This window comes from Staphylococcus sp. GDY8P196P, assembly GCF_017891705.1.
GTDB classification, from domain to species: Bacteria; Bacillota; Bacilli; order Staphylococcales; family Staphylococcaceae; genus Staphylococcus; species Staphylococcus ureilyticus.
The window spans coordinates 1-19,924 of the sequence record NZ_JAESJS010000004.1 but is presented as its reverse complement, the minus strand read 5'-3'; the positions used below and the strand labels follow the sequence as shown (position 1 = coordinate 19,924).

Genomic DNA, 19,924 nt, shown 5'->3' with positions numbered 1-19,924 from the left:
ATTTATCTTTCTTTAATCATTATAATTTTAAATTTAATGACCAACAGTACTTATAATGCGTCAGTAAAAAAGTTGAATTTTTAAGTAAAATAGTGAGATAAAAACTTTTTTCCATCAAAAATGATTGTTATTAAACATAAAAAGACACATAAAAAACGATCGTTTTTTATGTGTCTCATATTAGTTATTGATTGTTTAAAATTCATTCTAATTAAGTGCTCGCTTTAAATCTTAATTCAAGCGATTTATCGCTAATCCATCAGTTGGCTCAAAAATAGTCATTTCTTTTTTATTCAGTAAATCTTCTGATAAATGTAGTTCAGTAATTTTATTAGAGTTATACCATTTAATATAAAATGTACGTGTCGTTAAATTTAAGACCGTCTGATATAACGTATAATGTAAATCATTTTGTTCATCTCTAACTGCGCCTTTAGGTATACTCATAATTTCCAATAATTTAAAAGCGTTAAGTATGTCTTGTTCAGGACTGTTTGCTGCTTCTTCTAAATAATTTTTCAAGTAAGCAATACGAACAAATCTTTCTGATGATGTGTATCCACCTGGTAAGCCATAGGTGCCACCTTCATTGCCTAATGATTTTAAATTAATATTAGCAAAATTTCTTTCATTTGGTTTATGTGGTGAAATGTTTATATAATTTCTTAAATTTTCATAATGCCAATTCAAATCAGGATTGTTAGTCAAAACGGCAACTGGATTGTCATTAACGACTATTTGACCTTTATCAAAAGTGAGTTCTACCGTTCTACCCGTATCATCAGAAATATGATAATGTAACGGTGGAACTTCAGAGAGATCGTTCAAAGTATGTGCCACGACATTAACATTTTGTGCGTTTTTAATTAAATCAGCTATGTTTTTGTTATAACCTAGTATCCAATTTATCACTTCATTTTGAGCAATATTCATATAGCCTGCTTTAGTTTCATTTGCATAAGAAGCATAGCCTCTGAAATATTGTACTGAAACACCAACGCCATGCTCGTTAACACCATCTCCAAATAAAAATCCTTCCATATCGCTGCCAGAACCTACGAAGCCATACAATGTTTCACCTTTATACTCTACACGCGATTCCCAGTAATAGTGGCGTGGTTGAACCGCTGGATTACCTTTTAATTGATAAACAAAATCCATTGTTCGACCTAATATAGCTTGATGATTTTCAGACATAAATGAAAAACCTGTACACATTGCTCATACGCTCCTTTATTAGCAATTTGCTAAATCTATTTTTGTCTTAATTATGATTGTAATTAACTTTATATCATATTAATAGCAATTCGCCTCAATTTCAGGACACAGATATAACCACAATGTTAAATTATATACTCATGGATTCTACCATCGACTAATGATTTTTGCACATCGATCACACGTTGATTTAATGAACCTTTATAAGGTAAATTGGGTTTATATAAGTGATGCATGAAAGGACCGTCGACGAGTACATCTATAATTTTCAATAATTCACTTCTCTGAGATTGATCATTCCTTAAGTATTCAAATAAAAATCCAGTCCATACCCATAAGGTTTTGCTATGACCAAAACGTTGTCTAAATGCATGAGCACAATTGAGTGTTATATCTAAGTTACAAAATGGTTCCCCACCTAAAATACTTAAACCTTCTATATAATCAGGTTCGCAATTTTCTAATATTTCATTTAAAGTTTCAATATTAAATTTCTCACCATACTTAAAATTTTGAGCTGCTTTGTTATAACAATTTAAACATGCAAATGGACACCCTGAAACATATAAACTACATCTCACGCCTTCGCCATCTACGAAACTTTGTGACTCTATTTTGGCAATGTAACCTTGTCCATTAATGATATTTAGTATTGTCATATCGACTGGTCTTTCATGTGTTTTACTCTTGCACAAATTTCTTTATGTCTACCTTCGATTGTAGGACGTTGCACTGGATTACCTAAATAGCCACATGTTCGTTTTACTACATCTACGGTTTTAGGGTCGCTATTTCCACATTCTGGACATTGATATCCTGATGCAGTTGTTTTAAAATCACCTTTAAAATCACATAAACGACAATGATCTATAGGAATATTTGTTCCTAGATAACTAACTTTGTCATATGAATAATCCCAAACCGCTTCTAATGCTTTAATGTTATGGTCTAATTTTGGATATTCACAATAATGTATGTAACCACCACTAGCATAAAATGGATAATCTTTCTCAAAATCTATCTTTTCAAATGGTGTAATATCTTTTCGCACATCGTAGTGGAACGAATTTTGATAATACCCCTTGCTTGTAATATCTAATATATCGCCGAATTTTTCTCTATCTAATCTGCAAAAACGATCTGTTAATGATTCACTTGGTGTACTATATATACTAAACCAAATGTCGTAGCGTTCAGTCCATTCCAATTGATAAACTTTCATAGCTTTTAAAATTTGTAAGGTGAAGGCTTTACCTCTTGCAGTTTTTTCCCACTCAGGGCCATAAAAAACAGTAGCTGCCTCATACAGACCAATATAACCTATCGATAACGTAGCACGTTTGTTTTTAAATAATGACATAACACTCTCTTCATCACTTAAACGATGTTTAAACGCACCATTTTTATATAAAATTGGAGCGTTATCAGGTGTAGCTTGTTCCATACGTTTAATGCGATAAACTAATGCGTCGTGCATAATTTGCATTCGTTCATGAAAGATTTCCCAAAACTTTTCCATATCACCATCTGATTCTATAGCTATTCTCGGCACATTAAGCGTTACTACACCTAAATTACATCTTCCATTATTTTCTGCTTCACCTTGCTCATTTTTCCATACTGGTAAAAAAGAACGACAACCCATTGGCGCTTTAAAATCACCTAAAATTTCTACAGTTTTATCATAATTTAATATGTCTGGATACATTCTTTTTGTAGAACACTCTAATGCTAATTTTTTAATATCATAATTAGGGTCATCTTCACTAAAATTCACACCTTTTTTAATAGAAAAAACTAATTTAGGAAATATAGCTGTTATACGGTCTTTTCCAAGTCCTTTTATTCGTGTTTTCAATATCGCTTGTTGAATTTTTCTACTATATTCATCTATACCTAGACCAAAACCAAGAGTGACAAATGGCGTTTGTCCATTTGAAGTATAAAGTGTATTTATTTCGTATTCTAGACTTTCAATTGCGTCATTAATATCTTGGGTGATTTGATAATCAACATATGCATCAATATGTGTATCATCAACAAATTGTTGTGCCAATTTTCTATGTTTTGCTTCGTTATATTTTACGTAATCACTTAATAATTCGTCTACTCGATCAATGGTACAACCCCCGTATTGACTACTAGAGACGTTGGCAATAATTTGTACAAGCTGAGCAGAAGCTGTTTGAATTGATTTTGGCGATGTCACAGATGCATTGCCAATTCGAAATCCATGTTTCAACATATTTTTAGCATCAATTAAACAACAGTTAGTGAGTGGTTGAAATGGGTGATAATCTAAGTCATGGAAATGTATATCTCCACTTTTATGTGCTTCAGCTATATGTTTAGGTAATAAGTAATCCAAAGCATATGATTTAGATACAACACCTGCTGTTAAATCTCTCATTGTAGAAAAAGTGGCACTATCTTTATTAGCATTTTCGTTAATAACTGTTGGATCTTTTGTAATAAGTTTCGTTAAATTTTGTTCTAATTTATTCATTTTACCCCTTCTTTTCTATATATTGTATATAAACATAATTTATACCACAATATATAGTGTTTCAATGTTGAGAAGAGCTGTTAACAAATATGTCACAAATTTGTTACGATTTAAGAAACTTTAATTTTTATTCTAAAATTTTTGCTTTTGAGAAATGTAAATGTCCTATTTTATGCTTTTAGCAAAATGTGTATATAATGCTTGCGCCTGTCCTTCATCTTCCAAGCCATAAACATTCATACGACCATCTTTAAATAAAGTAATATCGATTTCGTTATAAGAAAGTAATTTAGCAAAGCTATTGGCCTTTTTAATTTTGGCAGGTAGGTAATGTGCATATTCAAAAATATTTTCATCGAAACGAAGCAAAAATGTATTGCCACATTGAGATTCTACGTTTGTATGTTGAGGTTGGTTCAGTAAATCATATCTCTGATGTACACAAATGCTACAATCGTCATTTTTAAGTTGGTTGATATTCACTGTATGGTACTGGATTGAAAAAGTATCTAGCGTTATTAATTTTTGAGAGAATCCAGATGCTGTTATCCAACGTAATAATTCTGAAACTTCCATGCTAGCTACTTGGTATATAACTGTAGGTAACACACCATTAATAGAACAACTTTCTGCAGATTCTGGCATCTTATCGAGCACACATTTTAAACATGGGCCTTTATAATCAATACCATAAACGGTACCTTGACTTCCGATTGCTGCCCCATAAATCCAAGGTATCGAAAATTTATGGCATACTTCGTTAATCAAGTATCTAATTTTAAAATGATCCATGCCATCCATGACGATATCAGGATTTGATTTTCTTAAAATGTGTTCAATGTTGGTGCAAGTTATTTCTTTGTATAATGTGTTGATTTTAATATTAGAATTTATATCTAACAAATGCTTTTTTAGTGCTTCCACTTTAGGCATCATCGTTTGTGCATCGTTTTCAGTATAAGTGGCTTGTCTATGCAAATTTGATAATTCTACAATATCCATATCAATAATCGTAAGCTCGCCAATCCCCATACGTGTTAATATTTCTGCACAATGACTTCCTAACGCTCCTGCTCCTACAATCATCACATGTGTTTGCGCTAGTTTACGCTGGCCTTGTTCACCAAAATTTTTATAGCGTATTTGACGAGAATATCTTTCCATCATAAAAATCCGATGCCTTCTGTTGGACTTGAAGCTTGAGCTGTGTACTTAACTGGTATTCTCCCTGCTTGATAACTCATTCTTCCTGCTTGAATACCCAATTTCATGGCTTCTGCCATTTTCCCTGGATCTTTCGCACTAGAAATTGCTGTGTTTAATAAAATGGCGTCGGCCCCTAATTCCATAGCATGACATGCATCTTTTGGTGATCCAACCCCTGCATCCACAATTACGGGTACATTGGCGCGTTCAATAATATAACGTAGATTTAAAGGGTTGTTTATTCCTCTTCCTGTACCAATAGGTGAAGCTAGTGGCATAATCGCGTGTACTCCTAATTCTTCTAAACGCTTAGCAAGTACAACATCATTTGAAATGTAAGGACACACTGTATAACCTTTTTCTAGTAAAACCTTGCACGCCTCATATGTTTCTAGCGGATCAGGTAGTAAGGTTTCCTGATCACCTATCACTTCTACTTTAATCATGTCACAAAGATTGGCATGATTAGCAATTTCTGCAATTCTTATCGCTTCCTCAGCTGAAGTTGCTCCAGCAGTATTAGGAAAAGTAACAAAATTTGATAAGTCAACTTTTGCTAAAGGATTAGGAAATTTCTCATCATATAAGTTCATTCGACGTACTGCAAAAGTTAAAACCTCTGTTTCAGATGCATTTATTGCCTCTTTTTGAATGGCTTCTGTTTCAAATTTACCAGTACCTAATAACAATCTTGAATTAAATTCAAATTTTCCTATTTTAAACATCTTATCCGCCTCCTACAAATTCTAATAATTCTAAACAATCTTTATCATTAACGATATGATTCTGAAATTGGTTTTGCTTAATTAATTTTTTATTATGTTCGACAATCACTCTTTTTTCGTCTAAACCAAGTGTTTGCAATACCTCTTGTATATTTAAAGGATTTTCAAATGTGAAATTATCACCATTAATAATGCAATGCATCATGATTCATTCCTTTCTCGCTTATTGATTAGTAAATCATTAATTTTGTGTTGTTTCATAATGTAACCATGCTCTGTGTAACGCTTGTACTGTTTTTATTGAGTGATTAAAAATAGAAATACCTGCGATACCTTGAAATCCCTTAGGCAAATGAGGCATAGTTGTTAAATTAATGCCACCTAATGCGATTACGGGAATATCACTTTTCAATGCTTCATTGACCTCACTAAATGATCTAGGGGTTAACCCCTTTTTAGACTTTGTTTCAAATACGTGCCCATAAAGTACAAAATCTAAATTTAAATCTTCTGCATATTGAATTGCATGGCTACTGTGTGTAGACATACTTATTTTTATGTCTGAACAATGTTGTTTTAAAGCACGGATTTGCTCATCATTTTCTCTAAAATGTATGCGTGATAAGCCGCAAGATTGGAGTACACGATAATCACTGTGAATAATAATTTTATCTTTTGGAAAATGTTGTTGCTTTAGTTGGTTAATCCATTCAATCTTCTCAGAAGTACACATCGGTGACCTGACGATGAGATAATCAATATAAGGTTCAATTTCACAATAATTCGCGCTATCTTTCTTGGTTAATTTATGATAATTGGTAATCGCAATAATCACTATAATCACTCCTAAAAATAAAAAAAACGTTACTTTTCCAAATAGGAAAAATAACGTTAATATGAACGGACTAATACGGTTTATAACGCCACTTTTCCTACGCCAGTACAAACTGGATCAGGTTCAAGGAATTCTAGCGTATCACGCTCGTCTCAGCCTTTTGTCATAAAGGCACTTCCAGTGGTCTAAACTTATCTCTATTTAATTGATATGCATTTTATGTTTATTTCATGTTTAATTTAACGTAAAAACTGTATTTTTTCAACCGTCTATATTTTTTAAGCTTTTTATTTTCCAGGAAATATCATAAGAAATAGTGACATAATTGCACCGATATTATAATTTTATTGCGATAACTTTAATAATTCTTTTGTTATTTTTTTGGTATCACCATAGATTTTTTTATATATTGCAAAATACTGCTTATATTGCATATGGTTTTCTATACATGGTTCAAATACTTTATCATATTGTATAAATTGTCTTACCATCTCAGCGGTATCATGAAACCACCCTACACCTTTTGCTGCTATCATCGCTGCACCCATACTTGGTCCCTCTTCATGCTTTAATTTATATACTTTAGCGTTGAAGATATCAGCTTGTAATTGAAGCCAAAAATCACTTTTAGCTCCACCACCAATAGAAGTCATTTCTTTAATTTTTTTATCATTTTCACGTAAATAATAGATAGATTCATATAATGCAAAAGTAATACCTTCAATAACCGCGCGAGCCATATCTTTAATCGAATGCATACGGCTTAAGCCAATAAAACTTCCTCTAATTTGACTATCCCCATGAGGTGTACGTTCTCCTGATAGATATGGTGCATATATTAAACCATTACTCCCTATAGAAGACTGTTTTGCTTCATCCAAAATTTGACTATAAGTTAAATTTGGAGCGATGTTTTTTTGAAACCATTTCAAACTATCTCCTGCAGCTAATATTACTCCCATCGCATAAGATTTTTCAGGGAGTACATGATTAAAATGATGTATATTGTGATAATAAGTACCCGTATGCTCAGAATCACACGCTAGTATCACACCAGAAGTGCCGATACTACATAATGTATCGCCATCGTTAATAACACCTGCACCTAATGCACCACAGGCATTATCTCCACCCCCAGCAAATACTGCCACATCATCACCTATACCTAATTCATCTGCAGTTGAAGTATTGATGTACCCTACAAAATTTTGTGATTCAATTAAATTGGGACATAATTGGTATACACCATAATACTCACAAATTTTTTTATTCCAACACTTATATGCTATATCCATTAACAACGTGCTTGAGCCATCAGAATATTCCATATTTATCGTATCTGTGAATTTAAATCTCACATAATCTTTAGGCAATAAGAACACATTTGCTTTGGACCAAATCAATGGTTCGTTTTCTTTTACCCATAACAACTTAGTTAATGTAAATCCTTCTAACACAGGATTATCCATTACATATTCACCAAATTGCTGTTTTATTTGTTCGCATTGAAAAGTGGATCTTGTATCATTCCATAAAATGGCATTTCTAAGTGGTTGAAATTGATGATCAAGCAGTACTAAACTGTGCATTTGGCCAGAAAATGAAATACCTTTGACCTTCATATTTGCTAACTTTACAGAATTTAATAAGTACTTAATGCAATCTTTAGATGCTTTAAACCAATCATCTGGATTTTGTTCACTAAAACCTGTTTGTTGATTAATAACATCGATGGGTTCGCTGACGCTATCTAAAACGTCACCTCTTTTATTAATAACAATGGCTTTAACAGAACTTGTACCGATATCTATGCCTAATACAATCTCTTTCACATATACCATCCTTCAATTTATAGTTATTTTCAAACTATTTATTTTAAATGTCGTTCACGCTATATTTATAGCACAATAAATTTGAAAATAAAAATTATTTTTACAAATAAAATATTTTCGATTCAATTTTTATACAATAGACAAACAAGGATATTACATGGTTTAAGTTTGATATAGCAAGAAAAGTGGCATTAAAATTTTCAGCACTTTAAATACATCAGTGATTTTTTAATTCATAAAAATTTGCTAAAAACTGAAATAAAAAACGCCAAGATTTAATTTTTATATCTCAGCGCTTAAACGTATTGGTAATGATAATTCATATAACTTTTTATTTATCTAAAATAATAATTTAGAAGCATAAATAACAATTACCACAGTAATTGAACTTAATAAAGTTGATAAAAAGACAAGTTCTGCTGCAAGTTCAGGATGATTGTCATACTCTTGCGCTATCACAGAACTATTTACTGATGTTGGCATTGCTGAAGCGATAAAAAGTGTTTGTGCAATCACTCCTTCAATACCCATGATTTTTATAATGATTAATGCGATAGCTGGTCCAATGACTAAACGTACAAATATAAAAATATATGATAGTGACCACTTGAAAGTAAAGTTTATATTCGCAATTTGTGCTCCTAGCATGATTAAAGCAATTGCAATAATCGCATCTGCCACATAATTAGCTGGCGTCCAAATAAATTCCGGTATGGGGATATCCGCATAATTTAAAATAATTGCAAGTAACAAAGCGTATAGCACTGGCATTTTAAAATACCCTAACATCGCTTTTAACTTTCCAATTTGTGCAGACTGTATTGCAAAAATGCCATACGAAAAAGTGAAAATATTTTGTAATGATAAAACGATGACTTGAACAGACATCGCGAGTGGATCTCCCTTAAACACTAAGTCATTAACTGGTACACCATAATTTCCAGAATTAAAAAATAATACACTATTGGTTAACGTCGTAGCTTCCCCTTTATCCCTCTTGTTTATTAAAGTTAAAGCTTTGCCCACGATATATAAACAAATTATGTATATTATAAAGAAAACTACAATATATAATAATAAATGTAATTCAAAATTTGTCTTATAAAACTTTACAAAAATAAATCCTGGTACAAACACATATATATTTAATTTCGCTAAAGTTTTTAAATCTAGTGTGAACTTTTTCTGTAAGATAAATCCCAATACAATCATTATGAAAATAGGTAATAATACACTTTGTAATATATATATCATTTCACTCATTATATAACACTTCCTTGTAAGAAAATTTAACACTAGACATATTTCATTTGTGTTTAAGTTAAATTTAGATATCTGACCATTAAAATTATGTCGTTGATATACTTTGAAAATATAAAAATTAGGAGTGAAATAAAAATTGATAAATTAGAAATCAATTTTATATTTCAACTCCTATATCGTATCAATAGAATGCTAAACTTTGCTTTGTTCATACTATTTTAATATGTGCATGATTTAATGGAGCACTTTACTATTTAAAGAGGTTTATAACAATAAAATAATGAATTATTCATCTTTACGGTTATCCTCATTGCTATTAGTCGTATTATTTATGTGCTTTTGATCATCGTTATTATTTTCTTGCTCTCTTTTGTTTCGTTTTTTTTCTTCCAAAATTGACATAACTATAAAGCCAATAACCAATAGCGGTGTAAGTATACCAATCATCATCATCATTTAGCTCACCTCATTCGTTAATTTCAATTTAATGTCTATATTAACCTTTACTATCAATTTACATGTTTTTATTATCTTCCTCAATAGAACAACTTATTTTATTGCATTTTAATTTAGTTTAATAACAATCCAATTTATGCTACTTGATTTGATATTACCCCAATTTGTATACAGCATTTTATTTTTTGGACGCTAAACTCACTAAAATGCTACTTTTATGATTCTCATTTTATGGAAATCAATACCCTATGACATCTTGCTAATTAGCTGGAATACTGACTTAATACAACGCTAAAAATATTTTCAATTATTCAGTACTTCAAAATTATTCACGAATTGTTCGAATTTATCACTATTTTTACGCTCAATAATAGAATATATTATAAACAGATGTAAAAATTATCCATTTTTTTAGTTTTAGAATTTTATTTTATTATAATTACGCAACATTAATTGACGTATTAATTTTAAAAAGAGTACTATTTAAATAAATGAAATTAAATTTAAGTATATCTACATTTCCAAAACAAATTTATTGCTCTCACTCCCAATACCTTAATACTTAATCTGATTCTCATTTTACATAAATTGATGCTAACTTTTCTAGCAACATTTAAGGAATGGAGGGTTTCAATGGATTATAATCACATCATTTATGATGAAGGTGATCAATTAGAACATTTAAATACACCTAACTTTTCCAATATATATTTGGTTATTTCAGGTATGATTCATTTCCAAAAAGTAAAATCAAATTTTATATTTCATCGAGGCGATGTATTTGTGGTATACGATTTCGAAGAAAATCTCATTGTACATCGAGAAGGTATGCTTGCTTGTATTTCAGTAAATAATTTAAGTTATCATCGTTTCACCTTAATCAATCGAGAAAATCTTCTAGAAAAATATAAATTAAGTAAGTTGATTACCGAAACTTATATTACAACTTTAAAAAATATTTTAGAAAATAATTTATTTAATGGAGACATCGGAGTTATTAAATTAATTAATTACCTCAATTCATCTCAAGCAAATATATATGGTCAGTTGACTTACTCGAATAAATTAATTAAAAACGTTGTAGAATATATTAACCAACATTACAAGCAACCATTAACGCTTAATTTACTAGCTAAAACATTTTACGTAAATAGTAGTTATTTATCTAGAGAATTTTCAAAAAAAATGAATATTTCATTAATCAAATACATTAAAAAAGTTAAAATCTATAGTTTATCTAGGGATTTATTAACAAATGGCAATAGCGAATCAATTTGGGTAGATTATGGGTTCCGTTCATACAATACTTATTTGAGAGATTTCAAAAATGTGATGCATATGACACCAAAAGATTTTATAAAACAACATAATTCTAAAAATACAAATACGAAGATAGAGCCACATCAATTATATAACCAACTCCAATTAATTTTAGATACAATCAAATCTGAATAATATATAAAAAATCCAAGTTTACCTATCAAAGGCAAACTTGGATTAAAAATTAATATTTATATTTATTATCCTCGTCAGTATCGGAATAATTTTCTTTGATTTTTTCTTGTTCGTTCTCTTTTTGATTTTCAGATAATACATATGAGTTATTATGTTCATTTACTTGTGACCCATCTTTGATAAAGGGATTAGCATCATCTTCTTCATCTCTGCTATAAATAGGTTTTTGAGGTTTTCTTACTAGCAACATGATACCGGCTACTAACCATAAAATGGCAGTAATCCAGTTACCGATTAATGAAATAACACCCACAATGATTAATAAAATGCCAGCAGCTTTGGCTTTTTTACCAATTAACACTGCACCAATAATCGCCACTATAAGTAGCACAATAGATAATACTAGTCCTGCAGTTACCAAGGCACTTAACATATTAATAACCGCTTCTCCATTTTCATATGTGATTGAACTATCATCTTCCATCATTGCTTGTATCATTGCATTTTTATTGTCACCATTTCCAATTAATGGTAAGAATATTGCCAGAACAATTACACCTAATAGCTGTAAACCAATACCAATCCAGGCAAGTATACGTTCAGCTGTTCTTTTCATTATGTTTCACCCCTAATCAAAAATTTATATTTTTCAGTTAGTATACGCTTGAAATTATATCATTTAGTATACTAATCCTGTAGCTACAAGTCCATGTATAACTCATTTAATTGCTTAGTAATTATTTACTTTTTCTAAACGCTTCATCGATTCGTTCCAATTGATTTACAAAATCTTCTATTTCTTCAAGTGAAAATTGGTTACCTAAGCGATTTTTCACTGATTCACTCATTGCTGAAGTCGCTTGTTTTAAGAAACTTTCACCTTCTAAACTTAATTGGACTAATTTAATTCTTTTATTGTTTGAGTGTGCCCTTTGCACATAACCCATTTCTTCAAGTTTACCGATTCTTTTTGAAGCAGCTGTTTTAAATATATTTTGTAGCCCAGCTAACTCATTAATCGTAACTTGACCTTTTGTTTGAATAATTCTCATCGCTTCAATTTGTTCTCTTGAAAGTAGGTTTGTGAGAGATGATTCATTCACCATTTCAATAATTTCTTTGTTTAAATACAGCATCACGATTTGAAATTTGGTTATCGCTTTCTCAATCGATGCATCTACATCATTCATCACTTTATCCCCCTTTATAAGTTACTTGAATTCGATAGAAAGTGGTAATTTTTCACGTTTATTAAACCATAATAAAACTAAATATTGTAAAATCATCATTACGATAATGATTCCGATAAGTAGAGCTACAACAAATCCAAAGTCGAAGTGACCTGCATTAGTGAATATTGCTTCTCTATATCCTTGAATAGCATAGGACATTGGTGAAAATGGATGTATCCATCTATAGAACGTTGCAGAAAGCTCTATTGGGAACATACCTTCACTTGCACTCAATTGTAAGATTAAAAGAATCATTGATATAAAGAGTCCTATTCTATCTAAGAATAATGTTAGGAATGATGTGATTGTAATTGCTGCAATAGCCCATAATAACCCTACTAATATAAATTTCCAGACATTACCAACTGACATATTAAATACAAATAATACCCAACTACTCATGAACAATGCAGATAACGCACCTTGAACAATATATAATGCAAATTTTCCTAAAGTTTGTCTTATTGAAGTTGTAGATTTATCAATCGTTTTTCTCAATGGATAAATCGCACTAAACGATAGCGCACCAACAAATAAACTTACACTTGCCATATAAGGAACAATTGTTGCACCATATTCATCAGCATTCGTCGGATTATTTTCTTTTACTTTAGTAACATCATTAAGCGCTTTTTCATTTTCGGATTCAAATGAAACATTGTTTTGCTGACTCACTGCGTCGTCTATTTTTGATTTTAATTCGTCATTATTAGCCTGAAGCTCTTTCAACCCATCTGTTACTTGCTGATTTCCTGATAATAACTTTTGAGCTGGTTGACCTACCATCGGCGCCATTTGTTGAATACCATTTGTCACTTCTTGATTACCATCAATAAGTTGTGTTTCTGCATCAGACATTTGCCCTAATGCATCAGATGTATCTTGATAACCTGATTGTGATTTTTTAGCACTAGCGAATAATTCATTCAAATAATTTGATCTAATATTATCTTTTATAGATTCAGTCACTGTATTGATAGCTGAATTTGCAGATTGACTGCCCGTATAGCTAGAGCCTGGGTTCACCTTAGTTTCCAGATTTATTTTTTTAGGATTTTCATCTAAAATTGTCGTTGCATTGGATGAAGCATTCTTGGGAACGATAATTGTTCCTACACTTTCACCTCTATTCAATTGCTTATCTGCTTCTTTTTCAGAAACAACTTGAAAATCAAACTTATCATTATCTTTTAATTTGTCTACTAAATCATCACCGATAGTAATATCTTTATTATTAAGCGTTGCTTTTTCATCATGGTTGACAACAGATATTTTTAGATTTTCTGTCTTGTCGTATGGATCCCACATTGAACCAACAAACAAAGCTACATATAGCAATGAAATAAGCGATATAGCAATTAAAGAGACCACTAACATTTTATTTTTTAAAATAAATTTAAATTCATTCAACATTTTCCAACTACCTTCCTTTAATCGTACATCCCGTGTACTATAAGATAAAAAAAGACTAAAACAAAAATATTTGTCTTAGTATAATGCGTATGACTAAGTATTTAAAGGGATGAAAATACATTAGTACACCCCATGTACTTTTAGTATATTACGCGCCTTAAATTTAAATGTCAAACCCTTTTTTCAAAAATTTTATGGTTATTTTTTATGAAAATGTTTTCAAAATATACAAAGAAGTTTTACTTTAAAATCTATATTGTTTCATCACTTTTTATACTTATTAATAAGTCCTTTAGGTATATGACAGTAGTCATTTGGAAATTTTGATAATCTGTCTTGATGTGCTTCTGCACTTTTAACATAATTCGTCAGTGGCAATACCTCTGTGGCTATAAGATGATGATCTTCAATTGCATCTATGTATGCCTGTGCTTCTTTTAAATGTTTTGCGTCTTCACTATATAAGCCAGTTCTATATTTTAATCCTATATCTTGACCTTGTTGATTTACACTATAAGGGTCAATAATTTCAAAAAGATACCCCATTAAATCAGAAACAGATACTTTTTCCGGTTCAAAACTCGTTTTAATTACTTCTACATAACCATCATATTCTCCATCAAGTGTATGCGTAATACCATTTGCCCTACCAGCTTCTGTTTGAATGACACCTGGTAATGTCTTAACGAATGCCTGAACACCCCAAAGGCATCCACCTGCTAAATATACAGTTTCCATACTATCCTCTCCTGCTTTATTTCATTGATTAATAAAAGTATAGCCACCTCAAGCATATGATGCAAACGCCTATATATTGATGGTTTATTTTTTGTTAATAGGGAAAAATATAATAGAGAATAAGGAGGTATAACATGCCTAAAGTTAAAGAAAGATTATTAGAAGATATTGAAGAAAAGCCTTCAAGAGCTGACAGTGATTTTAATTCAGAGAAAGAAATGCAACAAAATGCTTTTGAACGATTAGGCAAAGATGTAGTGATTATAGAAACACTTTCTATTATGAATATTATCTTTGCTATCAGTACAATTAGTTTAGTAGTTGCACTTATCTTTACAAATAAAAATAAGTAAATTTATAAACATGTTCTTTTCATTGATAATAAATTTGAAAAGAACATGTTTTTTATCATAATTCAAATGCTCTTCAAAAATTTTTTGACAATATTTAGTTTTACAAAATTTTTAAATTGAATATTGTTCCTTTTTTGTTACAATATAGTGAGGAGAATTTCGTCCTTTTATAAAAGCATATAGCAAACATTCATAATATCATTATGAATGTTTGCCGCACGACATCACTAAACTATTAATTTTATATAAAACTATTATAAACAGAAATAAATTAGAGGAGAATAGAATTATGGATTACAGAGTATTATTGTATTATAAATATACAACGATTGAAGACCCAGAAACATTTGCTACAGAGCATTTAGATTTTTGTAAAGATTTGGAGCTTAAAGGACGTATCTTAGTATCAACTGAAGGTATTAATGGTACTGTATCAGGAACAGTTGAAGCAACAGAAAAATATATGAACGCATTACAATCAGATGAAAGATTCAAAGGAATTACTTTCAAAATTGATGAAGCAGATGGTCACGCGTTTAAAAAAATGCACGTGCGTCCTAGAAAAGAAATTGTAGCATTAGATTTAGAGCAAGATATTAACCCTAAAGAACTTACTGGTAATTATTTATCACCTAAAGAATTTAAAGAAGCATTATTTGATGATGACACAATTGTTATCGATGCGCGTAATGATTATGAATATGATTTAGGACATTTCCGTGGTGCGATTCGACCTAATATTACTCGTTTTAGAGATTTACCAGACTGGATTAAAGAAAATAAAGATCAATTTATGGATAAAAAAATCGTCACTTATTGTACTGGCGGTATTCGCTGTGAGAAATTCTCCGGTTATCTATTAAGAGAAGGTTTTGAAGACGTCAGCCAACTTGAAGGTGGTATCGCCACTTATGGAAAAGATCCAGAAACAAAAGGTGAGTATTGGGACGGCAAAATGTACGTATTTGACGAACGTATCAGTGTAGATGTCAATCAAGTTGAAAAAACTGTTGTAGGTAAAGAATGGTTTGATGGGACACCTTGTGAACGTTACATCAATTGTTCTAATCCTGAATGTAACCGTCAAATTTTAGTATCTGAAGAAAATGAAGCACGTTATTTAGGCGCTTGTTGCCATGAATGTGCTGAACACGAAAATAATCGCTATGTTAAAAAACATGGTATTAGTGATGAAGAAAAAGCAAAACGCCTAGAAAACTTTAAACAACTTGTCTAGTAAATGATGCTTTGAAACACTGTATGAACATACGATAATGTCATACAAAATATTAGACATATCTATCAAGTTAACAAAAAAATAGTCTGGGACATAAAGTTCTTGGACAAGTGAAAAGGCAATTTCTATATTATTTCAATAGAAATTGCCTTTTTTCAATACTGTTTTAATTATAGTTAGCTCATTGAGTTACTACTTGGATTGATATAGTGTTTTATTTTTTAAAGTATTTAACGTAAAAGTACATATGAATACATTGTATTTTGGCGAGACGTTTGCTGGAACAAGACAATCTGAAGACGAGACAGACTGAATCTGTCCCTAAGAAATCGAGCCAACAATATGCTGCAGTATTGAATAATCAAAGAAACACTCAGATGGATTGAATTAAATCATATGAGTGTTATTTTTCTAGGGTTTATGTTTCAGTACCTTGTTTTTTTAAAATTACTTTTTTTACATAATTAGCTACCGCACGCTTTATATTTATTGAGATTTTTACATTTCACTTACTATTTGAGCAACATAATGATAACCTTTACTTATCAATTCTAATTATTAAGATTTATTTTACTTATAATAAATATGTGCTAACGTAAAAGTAAATGAATATTGCATTATTTTTCATCACATAAAATTTTTAGAGATAGAAGGTTGCTTATGTTTATTTTTATTCTTTCAGAAGTTATTTTGCCTATTTTACTTCTGATATTGTTGGGTTTAATACTTCAAATAAAATTTTCTTTTAATCTTAAACACTTTTCCACTTTAATAACATACTGTTTAATGCCGGCATCAGTATTTGTAAACATTTACCAAATTAACATTGATATACCTTTATTACTAAACATAATATATTATATTATCATTTTCAGCGTTATTTTAATTTTACTTGGCAATTTAATTTCTAAATGTCTACATTTGGAAAAAGGAGAAAGTGCTGCTCTAAAAAATAGTATTTCGTTAATGAATTCAGGAAATTACGGGTTACCAGTCAGTCAACTCGTATTTAGTCATAATCCAATCGGTGTCTCAGTCCAAATTTTCATTTTAGTATTTCAAAATTTACTCACATATTCTTATGGTATGTATAATCTACTATCAGCTAGTAAATCAATGGCAGATATCACACGCGGATTTTTACGTCTACCAGTTTTTCATGCACTTCTGCTAGGAATTATCTGCCAAGTTTTTACTGTTAAGCTTCCCAAAACGATTTTAATTCCCCTCGATCAACTCTCTGATGGATTTGTAGCTATAGCACTGATTTTGTTAGGAGCACAACTTGCCAGAATTAAAATCAACTTTTTCCATCGCGTTATTTCATGGTCACTTATCGGTCGTTTAATAATAAGTCCAATACTTTCTTTAGCAGTTATCTATTTATTAGGCTTAGACGGTGTTGTAGCACAATCACTTTTTATTGCTAGTTCTTTTCCTACTTCAAGAAATACTTCTACGATTGCCATGGAATATCAAATTGAACCGGAATTACATGCACAAATTGTATTGTTTTCTACATTATTTAGTATTTTTACAGTTACCACTGTTATCTTTTTATCTCGTATCTTATTTTAAAAATTGGTAATGATAACATATTTATCCCATAACAAATGCGCATATAAAAATACCAGCCATCCAATATATAAATGAAAGACTGGTATTTTCAAATTTTTGTAGTTAATTTGAAGATATTTGCTTTTCTATGCTTATTGTAATTTCATAAATCCATTTCCTAGGACATCTCGTACATCATGGATTACTAAAAAGGCATTTTCATCATGACGATTTACAATTTTTTTAATTCTAGCTAACTGATTTTGAGGAACGACTACGTAAAGCACATTCGTTTCTTTTTGTTGATATCCTCCTACACCATTTAACAGTGTTGAGCCACGACCTGTTTCTTCATTAATTTGTTTACTAATGTCTGCATTAAAATCTGAAATAATAGTAATTGCTTTTTTAGGATTAAATCCTTCTATTACAAAAGACATGCTTTTTTCAACGATAAACAACATGACAATAGTATAAAGTACATTTTGTATAGGTAAGACAAGTAAGAATGATAAAACTATCAATGAATCAAGTATAAATAATGCTTGTGACGTTTTAATTTCGCTGTATTTGTTTATAATTTTTGCAATAACTGAAGTACCGCCCAATGTACTACGGGCAGATATCACAAATCCTGTACCGATACCAATGAGCACGCCTGAAAAAATAGTATTGATAAAATCAGACTCTAAATTTAAATTAAAAGATTCAGTAATACCCAAGAAGAATGAACTTGCAACCACAGTAATCAAAGTATAAAGTGCAGTTGTTTTACTTAGATATTTCCAACCAACACCAATTAATATGATGTTAATGATAAGTGTCGTCAACGCTGGAGAAAGACCTAAAGTATATTTTAGATTCAAAGAAATACCGACTGTGCCACCTTCTCCTAAATTTGAAGCTAAAACAAAAGAATTGACGCCTATTGCAATTAAAAAAGTACCTAAAAGACAAAAACAAATATTTTTCAGATGAATTTTATATACCATTGAACCAACACCTCTTTCTATAAATTAATCTATTTTTTGAACAACCATTTTCTTAACTATACTTCGTCCATTTTGCTTTCAACACAAAAAGAAACTTTTCAGCAATAGCTAAAAAGTTTCAGAATTACAATTTCAAATTATAATTTTTTTAATACAGAAAACATAATAATAAAAATACGTATGTTTTTCAATGTATGCGGGTTATGTTGAATTATAAGTATATAATGTTTACTTCAATTTATTATAAGCTGTTTAATATTATGCTCTAATTTAATCATTTTCATGTTCCACTAAAAAATGAAAAATCCCTAGATTCTATAAAAGAACCTAGGGACTGATGATACAATATTTCAAAATTAAATATTATTTTATTATGCAGTAACCCACTGTGAAGCACCTTCAGATTCATATAAATCCATTGCTGCTTGGTCTTGTACTGATTCTGGTGCTTCCGTTGGTGATACACCTTTATATTCATCTGGTGCTACTGAATCCCATGTACTTTGTAGGAATTGATATTTACCTGCTGCACCTGAAGATGGATTAACTGCTTTTAAGTCGCCACCTGATTCACGTTGCGCGATTTGTTTCAAGTGATCGTTCACGTCTACAGATGAACCACTTGATGCTTCACTTGAACTACCTGTTGATTGTTGTGATGAAGCTGCTTCTTGTTGTGGTTGTTGCGTTTGCTCAGTTTGAGGTGCTTGCTCTTGTGCTGGTTGTTCTGATGAAGCTTGTTGTGGTTGTGTTTGGTCTTGAGTTTGCGGTGCTTGTTCTTGTTGTCCTGCATTAGTTGTTGATTGTGTTGATGCATCGCTTAATCCGTTTGAACCTTCACCATAGCTCCATGACCAATTTGTACCATCAGATTCAAAGTTATAATTTAAATTATCTTGATTAAAG

At 30.7% G+C, this 19,924-nt stretch carries 20 protein-coding genes and 1 riboswitch; of the genes, 4 read left to right on the top strand and 16 right to left on the bottom strand.

The window, feature by feature from the left end; translation table 11 throughout:
• Positions 1–231 precede the first annotated feature (231 nt).
• The 10 genes from KA814_RS02835 to KA814_RS02790 form a co-directional block, all read right to left on the bottom strand.
• Positions 232–1,218 (bottom strand): choloylglycine hydrolase family protein, encoded by a 987-nt coding sequence (locus tag KA814_RS02835; RefSeq protein ID WP_064209980.1) that lies wholly within the window; start codon positions 1,216–1,218, stop codon positions 232–234.
• 125 nt (positions 1,219–1,343) lie between these two features.
• Positions 1,344–1,877: an anaerobic ribonucleoside-triphosphate reductase activating protein gene (nrdG, locus tag KA814_RS02830; RefSeq protein ID WP_064209979.1), complete on the bottom strand. Its 534-nt coding sequence runs from the start codon at positions 1,875–1,877 to the stop codon at positions 1,344–1,346.
• A complete protein-coding gene (gene nrdD, locus KA814_RS02825; RefSeq protein ID WP_064209978.1) occupies positions 1,874–3,724 on the bottom strand; it encodes an anaerobic ribonucleoside-triphosphate reductase in 1,851 nt (616 codons plus the stop codon). Before nrdD ends, nrdG begins: the two co-directional genes overlap by 4 nt.
• A gap of 165 nt (positions 3,725–3,889) precedes the next feature.
• Entirely contained in the window at positions 3,890–4,888 is a 999-nt protein-coding gene (locus tag KA814_RS02820) for a ThiF family adenylyltransferase (RefSeq protein ID WP_064209982.1), read from the bottom strand.
• Complete coding sequence (locus tag KA814_RS02815) at positions 4,888–5,655, bottom strand: thiazole synthase (RefSeq protein WP_046206951.1); 768 nt, start codon at positions 5,653–5,655, stop codon at positions 4,888–4,890. The genes KA814_RS02820 and KA814_RS02815 overlap by 1 nt, the downstream gene beginning before the upstream one ends.
• A 1-nt stretch (position 5,656) precedes the next feature.
• Positions 5,657–5,857: a sulfur carrier protein ThiS gene (thiS, locus tag KA814_RS02810; RefSeq protein WP_046206950.1), complete on the bottom strand. Its 201-nt coding sequence runs from the start codon at positions 5,855–5,857 to the stop codon at positions 5,657–5,659.
• A gap of 39 nt (positions 5,858–5,896) precedes the next feature.
• On the bottom strand, positions 5,897–6,490 hold the full coding sequence (locus tag KA814_RS02805) for a thiamine phosphate synthase (RefSeq protein WP_081254298.1): 594 nt from the start codon (positions 6,488–6,490) through the stop codon (positions 5,897–5,899).
• Between the two features lie 76 nt (positions 6,491–6,566).
• Positions 6,567–6,679, bottom strand: a riboswitch (TPP riboswitch).
• Between the two features lie 155 nt (positions 6,680–6,834).
• Positions 6,835–8,322 carry a xylulokinase gene (gene xylB, locus KA814_RS02800; protein WP_064209977.1) on the bottom strand — a complete coding sequence of 496 codons (1,488 nt, stop codon included), beginning with the start codon at positions 8,320–8,322 and terminating at the stop codon, positions 6,835–6,837.
• A 339-nt stretch (positions 8,323–8,661) separates the two neighbouring features.
• A complete protein-coding gene (locus KA814_RS02795; protein WP_210122661.1) occupies positions 8,662–9,585 on the bottom strand; it encodes an AEC family transporter in 924 nt (307 codons plus the stop codon).
• Positions 9,586–9,870: 285 nt separating this feature from the next.
• Entirely contained in the window at positions 9,871–10,041 is a 171-nt protein-coding gene (locus tag KA814_RS02790; RefSeq protein ID WP_155390634.1) for a hypothetical protein, read from the bottom strand.
• A gap of 633 nt (positions 10,042–10,674) precedes the next feature.
• Here KA814_RS02790 and KA814_RS02785 point away from each other — a divergent pair.
• Complete coding sequence (locus KA814_RS02785) at positions 10,675–11,496, top strand: helix-turn-helix domain-containing protein (RefSeq protein WP_064209976.1); 822 nt, start codon at positions 10,675–10,677, stop codon at positions 11,494–11,496.
• A 49-nt stretch (positions 11,497–11,545) separates the two neighbouring features.
• Here KA814_RS02785 and KA814_RS02780 read toward each other — a convergent pair whose 3' ends face one another.
• From KA814_RS02780 to KA814_RS02765, 4 genes are all read right to left on the bottom strand, one after another.
• The gene (locus KA814_RS02780) at positions 11,546–12,112 is read right to left on the bottom strand and encodes a DUF4064 domain-containing protein (RefSeq protein ID WP_046206947.1); all 567 of its coding nucleotides are present in this window, start codon (positions 12,110–12,112) and stop codon (positions 11,546–11,548) included.
• Between the two features lie 121 nt (positions 12,113–12,233).
• Positions 12,234–12,686 carry a MarR family winged helix-turn-helix transcriptional regulator gene (locus KA814_RS02775; protein WP_046206946.1) on the bottom strand — a complete coding sequence of 151 codons (453 nt, stop codon included), beginning with the start codon at positions 12,684–12,686 and terminating at the stop codon, positions 12,234–12,236.
• A gap of 21 nt (positions 12,687–12,707) precedes the next feature.
• Positions 12,708–14,141 carry a YhgE/Pip domain-containing protein gene (locus tag KA814_RS02770; protein WP_064209974.1) on the bottom strand — a complete coding sequence of 478 codons (1,434 nt, stop codon included), beginning with the start codon at positions 14,139–14,141 and terminating at the stop codon, positions 12,708–12,710.
• Between the two features lie 264 nt (positions 14,142–14,405).
• Complete coding sequence (locus tag KA814_RS02765) at positions 14,406–14,879, bottom strand: peptide-methionine (S)-S-oxide reductase (RefSeq protein ID WP_064209973.1); 474 nt, start codon at positions 14,877–14,879, stop codon at positions 14,406–14,408.
• A 134-nt stretch (positions 14,880–15,013) separates the two neighbouring features.
• Between KA814_RS02765 and KA814_RS02760 the strand changes: the two genes are divergently transcribed.
• The 3 genes from KA814_RS02760 (at position 15,014) to KA814_RS02750 (ending at position 18,047) form a co-directional block, all read left to right on the top strand.
• Positions 15,014–15,232 carry a hypothetical protein gene (locus KA814_RS02760; RefSeq protein WP_046206943.1) on the top strand — a complete coding sequence of 73 codons (219 nt, stop codon included), beginning with the start codon at positions 15,014–15,016 and terminating at the stop codon, positions 15,230–15,232.
• A gap of 289 nt (positions 15,233–15,521) precedes the next feature.
• On the top strand, positions 15,522–16,469 hold the full coding sequence (trhO, locus tag KA814_RS02755; protein ID WP_046206942.1) for an oxygen-dependent tRNA uridine(34) hydroxylase TrhO: 948 nt from the start codon (positions 15,522–15,524) through the stop codon (positions 16,467–16,469).
• Positions 16,470–17,129: 660 nt separating this feature from the next.
• On the top strand, positions 17,130–18,047 hold the full coding sequence (locus KA814_RS02750) for an AEC family transporter (RefSeq protein WP_046206941.1): 918 nt from the start codon (positions 17,130–17,132) through the stop codon (positions 18,045–18,047).
• Positions 18,048–18,178: 131 nt separating this feature from the next.
• Here KA814_RS02750 and KA814_RS02745 read toward each other — a convergent pair whose 3' ends face one another.
• Together KA814_RS02745 and KA814_RS02740 are read right to left on the bottom strand one after the other, a co-directional pair.
• Entirely contained in the window at positions 18,179–19,018 is an 840-nt protein-coding gene (locus KA814_RS02745) for a YitT family protein (protein WP_046206940.1), read from the bottom strand.
• A gap of 371 nt (positions 19,019–19,389) precedes the next feature.
• Positions 19,390–19,924, bottom strand: a 535-nt coding sequence (locus KA814_RS02740; protein WP_204170978.1) for a transglycosylase family protein, incomplete at its 5' end; no start/stop codon positions are given.